The sequence below is a fragment of the Phormidium tenue FACHB-1050 genome, assembly GCF_014696925.1.
In the GTDB taxonomy this organism is placed as follows: Bacteria; Cyanobacteriota; Cyanobacteriia; order Pseudanabaenales; family Pseudanabaenaceae; genus Pseudanabaena.
In genome coordinates this window covers 110,538-116,561 of the sequence record NZ_JACJQY010000012.1, presented here as the reverse complement: position 1 = coordinate 116,561, position 6,024 = coordinate 110,538, and the positions used below count along the sequence as shown (strand labels likewise).

Here is a 6,024-nt window from a genome sequence, read left to right as displayed (position 1 = left end):
TTTTGCCTCGTCTGTTAGGTCTTTTAGGTTGGGTAGTTCCTTCATTTCTTTAATTTATCAGCTTTTGCCTTTTTGTCAATTTTCCTACGTTGAGCAATTACCATCATTCATTGGTATTGGTCGCCCCTTTCGCTTCAAAGCCAAACGAGTTTGAGCATAAACAACCGCCGTTTTTCTCTCAATCGGAACAACCACACAAGCCTCAATAAACTCCAAATAGCGAGGTAAATTTTTTAATGCGCGAGTGGAGTTCTCAGCACCAAACAATAACTCTCCCGCCACAATCGCCGACAAAAATATTTCTGGCAACGCCAAAACCCTTGAAACAACTTCAGGATCACCATTCAAAAAACGAACTGCAACGGAAGTATCTAGCGCAATTTCACCACTCATTTATATCCACCTGACGGCAATCCGATCTAATTACGTTCTGCAAATCAGCAGCTTCAGCATCACTCAAAATACCTGCAAATTTGGCTAAAGGATGATGAATACGTGTCGTCTTAACCCGATGTAAAAAATCTAAAACTACTTTTACTAACTCATCTGGAACCTCTGTAAGTTCTTGGATAAGCTGCTCACGACTAGTCATATATTTGACCCTCTTTAGCAAATTTATCGCTAATATTATAACGAATCAGCATCAAAATGAAATATCCATAATTTAGGCGATCGCTGTTTGATGTGGAAATAGGCGATCGGGTTTTGTGGGTGGTGAGAGAGCGATCGCTTTTGATTTGGGAAATAGGCGATCGGATTTTGTGGATGATGATGGGCGATCGCTGGTTGATTTGAGGGAATAGGCGATTGTGTATTAAGGGTGATCTAGGTTCGCCAATCTCATCTCTGGATTTATAATTCTTTCCTCATTTTTGGCTTATTCCTTGCCTTTCGTTTATTATTTTACCCTACCATTACGAGCAGAATGTGGGTTTGATCGTAAATTGCTTCCGATAATTTATGTTATGACAATGCAAGAAATAGCTAGGACAAATCAAAACCCAAACAAATGAAGGCGGCACAAAGCTCCGCCTTCATTTGTTTGGGTTTTATCTCCCAATCTAAATTTTGATTGCTAAGCGTAATTGTCATATTTTATGCTGAGTGAATAATTGGTACAATCTGCTACACTCATTCAAAGAAATGCAAATCTATTTCTGATCCAATCAAATTTAGAAATTCAAGAATTTTACGATCGAGAGATAGGACTTAGAAAAAGTACGAGACTGAATATCTACCAAGTCTCATCCAAGCAAATACATAGCTAAACAAATGGGGAGCATTAATTTATGATACTTGTTACAGTTGGCACTGAGCAGTATCCATTCAATTCATTAATGGATTGGATTAGTTTGTTGATAAGGGAGGGGATTGTTAATGAAGAAGTAGTCATTCAGTATGGGGCTTCAACGCGCTTACCTGACAATGTAAAAGTTAGTAAAATAATTCCAGAAGCACAATTTAAGCAACTGGTTGAGCAAGCAAGCGCAGTAATTGCCCACTGTGGTGAGGGTAGTACCCTGTTGCTTGAAGAATTTGATAAGCCCTATATTTTAGTGCCACGCACTGTTAAATTTCATGAGCATGTGGACGATCATCAGCTAGAAATGGCTGAGGATCTAGAAAATCAAGGTGTACTCATTGCCCGATCGCCCGCCGATCTAGTGAAGTTCTTAAAGTTAGTGACTATTCCTCGAAGTCCTCTTAGCTTTAGTGAAGACAAAGCACTATGTGAATATTTAAGCGATCGCTATTCCAGTCAAGACTATCAGAAAATCCTCTTGGTTTGCTCATCAGGGGGGCATTTTAAAGGAATGCAAGGCTTAAGCGAATATTGGCAAACCATTCCCCAAAGAGCTTGGATTACCTTCAAAACAGGAACAACGCAGGCCGAGTTGAGCGATGAAAAGACTTTCTGGGCTTACAGTCCTACTAATCGCAATATTCCTAACTTTATCCGCAATTTGTATTTAGCAATAGATGTATTGAGGAAAGCACGACCTCAACTTGTGATGTCTACTGGAGCTGGTGTCGCTGCACCATTTTTGTTAGTTGCTAAGTATTTGTTCAAAAGTAAAGTGATTTTCATTGAGTCAAAAACACGCATCCGTGATTTGAGCTTATCGGCAAAATTATTGCGATCGTGTAAAGCTTTGGACTTGTTGGTTGTTCGGTCTGAAGACATTGTACGTCTCTATCCTGAAGCAGTCTATATCCCAACCAATAGTGAGCAGCAATCCTTAAGGTTTGGTCTAAATGATGTGCAGATCACCAATTTTAATGACACTGTTTTGATCAGCACATCTAAAAATATATTTAATCCTGAAGCCCGCAAATTAAAGGAGGACTTTCGAGAGTTGTGCCAAGAGGAAGAAAGCTTCCGCAAGATCATCATCGATATGTCGAATACCGAGTTTATAGATAGCTCAGGTGTAGGTGCATTAGTATCTTGTTTAAAAGTTTTACGGCAAACAGATATTCAATCAGGTAAGACAGAACCCACAGAACTCGTACTTTGGAGTGTCAATCCTCAAGTGTTATCAATTTTAAAGATGACAAAGCTTGACCGCGTTTTTTACATTGAACCATCCACTCGCACCAATCGTTTACCAAGGCAAAAAAATGAGCGATCGCATAGGAAAACAAATCCTCTGTCGAGAATCTTACATCGAATCTATGAATTTTTTGTTGGTATTCCCATCTTCTGTGTGATTGCCTATGTGATGTACTTTTTCTACCCTGCGATCGAGCTAGATCCTTCTATAAACGTGCATCCATCGGTTCGCAGCTTTCCTAAACGGATTATCGATATTTTAGGGGCTTTGGTGGGTTTGAGCTTTACAGCAATTTTGTTTATCCCAATTGCGATCGCCATCAAACTTGAGAGTCATGGTTCCATTCTCTTTAAACAAAAACGTGCAGGACTGATGAGCAAGCCCTTTGGGATTTGGAAATTTCGCTCTATGGTCAAAAATGCGGAAATGCTGAAGCAAAAAGTCACCAATGAGATTGCCAACTCCAGCGATGGAACGTCTAAAAGTGGTGATAGTGGTAAATTCTTTAAAAATAGTAACGATCCACGTATTACCAAGGTCGGTAAATTTCTGCGTAAAACTAGCATTGATGAATTTCCACAATTCTGGAATATTCTGAAGGGTGATATGAGTCTAATTGGGACAAGACCACCTACTTTTGGTGAAGTCGGGCTATACGAATTAGAAAATGAATATACTGACGAAAAAATGACCGAATGGAATCGGCTCGATGTTAAACCCGGACTCAGTGGAGTCTGGCAAGTAAGTGGACGCTCAACGGTGAGGAGTTTTGAAGAAGTAATGGGCTTTGATCTCACCTATAAGCGCAATTGGAGCCTAAAATATGATCTGTGGCTAATCTGGAGAACTATTGCAGTCTTATTTGAACGGAACAATGGCGCAGTCTAGAAGATGGCATAGATGCTGTAAAACAGGCAAAACTAGGTGGCTAAGCTTAGACTTGCCACTTAATTTTGCTTGTTTTATGTTAGCAACGATCGCGATCGCCTTTACCAATGCCCAACCTCTAGAAGCAATACCCCTATCCCCAGGCGATCGGATTCGGTTATTAATTCCCGAAGGCGAATTATTTAACGGCGTATATGAAGTTAATACTGATGGAACTATCTCTATTCCCTATCTAGCACCTGTGCCTGTAGTTGGTTTAGAGCTTACTAATATTCAAGAGTTAATCAAAACTCAGTTGATTTCCAAAAAATATTTTCAACCAGAATTTCTGCAAATTTCAGTTACGCCTCTAGCGCTTGCACCGATTGCTGTGAATGTTTCAGGGGAAACTTTTCAAACGGGGCGAGTCTTGATCAATAATCGCAGTGCAGAGGTTCGCGCCCAGCAACTTACACAGACCTCGGGTGACTATGCTCCTGACAGGTTTTTAACCTCGGCTCTACGGGGAGCAGGAGGAGTAACGCCCACCGCCGATATTACCAAAATCAGCATAATTCGCCAAAACAAGCAGCTGACCGTTGATTTGTCAGGCATCTTTAATGGGGAGCCAGTGGAAGATATTCCCCTGATCGCGGGCGATACGATCATCGTTCCTAAAAGAGATACCATCGATCCGCGAATTGTCCGTCCTTCGCAAATCACGCCCCCCGGAATTACGGTTTTTCTGTCAAATTTAACCGTGCCTGCAAGTAGTAACTCTTCTTCCGCGATCGGAAAAGATGCTTCTAGCTTCCCCTATGGTTCCCGATTTTCACAAGCGGTATTTGCCGCCAACTGTGTCGGTGGCAATACGCCCACCAACGCTCCACGCCGTGCGGTGCTGGTGCGAACCGATCGCCCCTCAGGGGAAACCGTCGCGATTGATCGCTCCGTTGAAGATTTAATCCGCAATTCCAAGGATCAAATTGCTAATCCATTTTTAATGCCTCAGGATAGCATCGCCTGTTATGACTCAACTGTGACTGAAGTTAGAGGTGTTTTAGAGTTTGTGGGGGATATTCTCAATCCGATTAAATTGATTCGTGATATTTTCGGTGGGAGCAGTCAATGAGTAAGGAAGCTTCTCCTGAAACTATTGATTTGTCCGAGCCTAAGCGATCGCCTCGTTTTGGGTGGTGGTTCTATGTGTTTTTGGGTTTAGCCCTAAATGCGGTGATCTGGGGAGGAGCCTTAACTTATCTCAAAAGGACAAAGCCCAAATTTGTTAGCAAAATGGCAATCATTCTGCCTGGGGGCAATGTGGGAGCAAATGTGAACTTGCCGAGTATTGGTCAAGCTTCCTCTTCGAGTACTGCTGCTTCGGGTGGATCGTCTCTTGATCCTCGGGCAAATTATCAATATATTCTCAATGATGAGCCTGTCTTAGAAGAAGCGGCTGAATCTTTAAATATCAAGACTTCCGAATTAGGCAAGCCTAAAAGTAAGTTAATCGATAATACTTCCATTTTGCAGGTAGAAATTGAGGGGCCAAGTGCAAAAGAAGCTCAGGAGCGGGGCTTTGCTCTTTACAATACTCTGATGGCAAAGGTGAGTAAGCTGCGTAAAGATGAGATTGCGCGGCGGGACGATGGTACACAGGCAACTCTGGACATGGCAAAGATTAAATTAGCGGAATCCCAAAAGAAATTGGCTGCTTATAAAAGTCGATCAGGGCTGAGTACCAGTGATCAAGTGAAAGAAGTGGCGGTGAGTTTAGAGCAGTTGCGAAAACAGAGGGCGGAAATGTTAGCGCAGGATATCTTAATTAGCGATCGCCTTGAGCAATTATCCAATAGCCTTGGTTTAAGTGTCGATGAAGCCAGTGCTGCCTTTACTTTGCAGTCCGATCCAATTTATCAACAAAACCTTAGAGATTTCAGTGAGTCCTCGGCGACTTTAACAACTTTAAGTTCTAAATGGGGCGAAAATCATCCCAATGTGGTCAGAGAAGCGGCGAGACAGAAGAATGCGGGTAATGCGATTAGCGATCGCGCCAAATTCTTATTAAAGCGTCCAGTTGATTTGCAAGAGTTGGCAAGGATCAATCTAAACGTGACGGGTAGTGCAGGGAAAGAAAGTCTATATCGGGATTTAGTAGCTGTCCAAGCAGAACAGAGTGGCATCGCTGGGCAAGCCGAGGAATTGGGTCGCCAAATTGAAAACTTTGACAATCGCTTGCGGGATTTGACCCAAAAGCAATTGGAACTAGATCGTCTGCAACGGGATGCTCAGGTCGCTGAAGCGGTCTTCGCTTCTTCCCTCGCCAAAATTGACCTGAGCAAGTCGGATATTTTTACCGCCTATCCCTTAGCCCAATTAGTCTCGCCACCGAGTCTGCCAGATGAACCCGCATCGCCACAGCCCAAGTTAGTATTGGCGGGAGCTTTTATCGGCTCGCTTTTTGTCTCCACAGGCGTATTTTTATTGTGGAAGCGTAAGGCGATGGAGCAAAAGTCAAAACAGGAAGTGGAGCTTTCTGAGGTGGCGGAGTTACCGACTTTACGGGCTATTCCCAACAGCGATCGCAGCAAAACGGGGTAAT

The 6,024-nt window shown here is 42.7% G+C and carries 5 protein-coding genes and 1 pseudogene; 4 read left to right on the top strand and 2 right to left on the bottom strand.

Features of this window, described 5'->3' with window-relative positions:
• Positions 1-84: 84 nt before the first annotated feature.
• Both H6G05_RS10100 and H6G05_RS10095 read right to left on the bottom strand, forming a co-directional pair.
• Positions 85-393, bottom strand: coding sequence for a PIN domain-containing protein (locus H6G05_RS10100; protein WP_190578052.1), 309 nt, complete (start codon positions 391-393; stop codon positions 85-87).
• The gene (locus H6G05_RS10095; protein WP_190578051.1) at positions 383-592 is read right to left on the bottom strand and encodes a hypothetical protein; all 210 of its coding nucleotides are present in this window, start codon (positions 590-592) and stop codon (positions 383-385) included. Before H6G05_RS10095 ends, H6G05_RS10100 begins: the two co-directional genes overlap by 11 nt.
• A gap of 697 nt (positions 593-1,289) precedes the next feature.
• Here H6G05_RS10095 and H6G05_RS25825 point away from each other — a divergent pair.
• The 4 genes and pseudogenes from H6G05_RS25825 to H6G05_RS10080 form a co-directional block, all read left to right on the top strand.
• Positions 1,290-2,204: pseudogene (locus H6G05_RS25825) on the top strand (glycosyltransferase); the annotation flags it as partial.
• Between the two features lie 57 nt (positions 2,205-2,261).
• Positions 2,262-3,443 (top strand): sugar transferase, encoded by a 1,182-nt coding sequence (locus tag H6G05_RS25990; protein ID WP_408962472.1) that lies wholly within the window; start codon positions 2,262-2,264, stop codon positions 3,441-3,443.
• Between the two features lie 76 nt (positions 3,444-3,519).
• Positions 3,520-4,554, top strand: a complete 1,035-nt coding sequence (locus H6G05_RS10085) for a polysaccharide biosynthesis/export family protein (RefSeq protein ID WP_190578049.1) — start codon at positions 3,520-3,522, stop codon at positions 4,552-4,554.
• Positions 4,551-6,023: a GumC family protein gene (locus H6G05_RS10080; protein WP_190578048.1), complete on the top strand. Its 1,473-nt coding sequence runs from the start codon at positions 4,551-4,553 to the stop codon at positions 6,021-6,023. The genes H6G05_RS10085 and H6G05_RS10080 overlap by 4 nt, the downstream gene beginning before the upstream one ends.
• Position 6,024: the final 1 nt, after the last annotated feature.

What these genes read in the sequence shown, in the direction of transcription:
- H6G05_RS10100 (WP_190578052.1), bottom strand. Translation starts at nt 393, where the DNA reads ATGAGTGGTGAAATTGCGCTAGATACTTCCGTTGCAGTTCGTTTTTTG.
- H6G05_RS10080 (WP_190578048.1), top strand. Translation starts at nt 4,551, where the DNA reads ATGAGTAAGGAAGCTTCTCCTGAAACTATTGATTTGTCCGAGCCTAAG.
- H6G05_RS10085 (WP_190578049.1), top strand. Translation starts at nt 3,520, where the DNA reads ATGTTAGCAACGATCGCGATCGCCTTTACCAATGCCCAACCTCTAGAA.
- H6G05_RS10095 (WP_190578051.1), bottom strand. Translation starts at nt 592, where the DNA reads ATGACTAGTCGTGAGCAGCTTATCCAAGAACTTACAGAGGTTCCAGAT.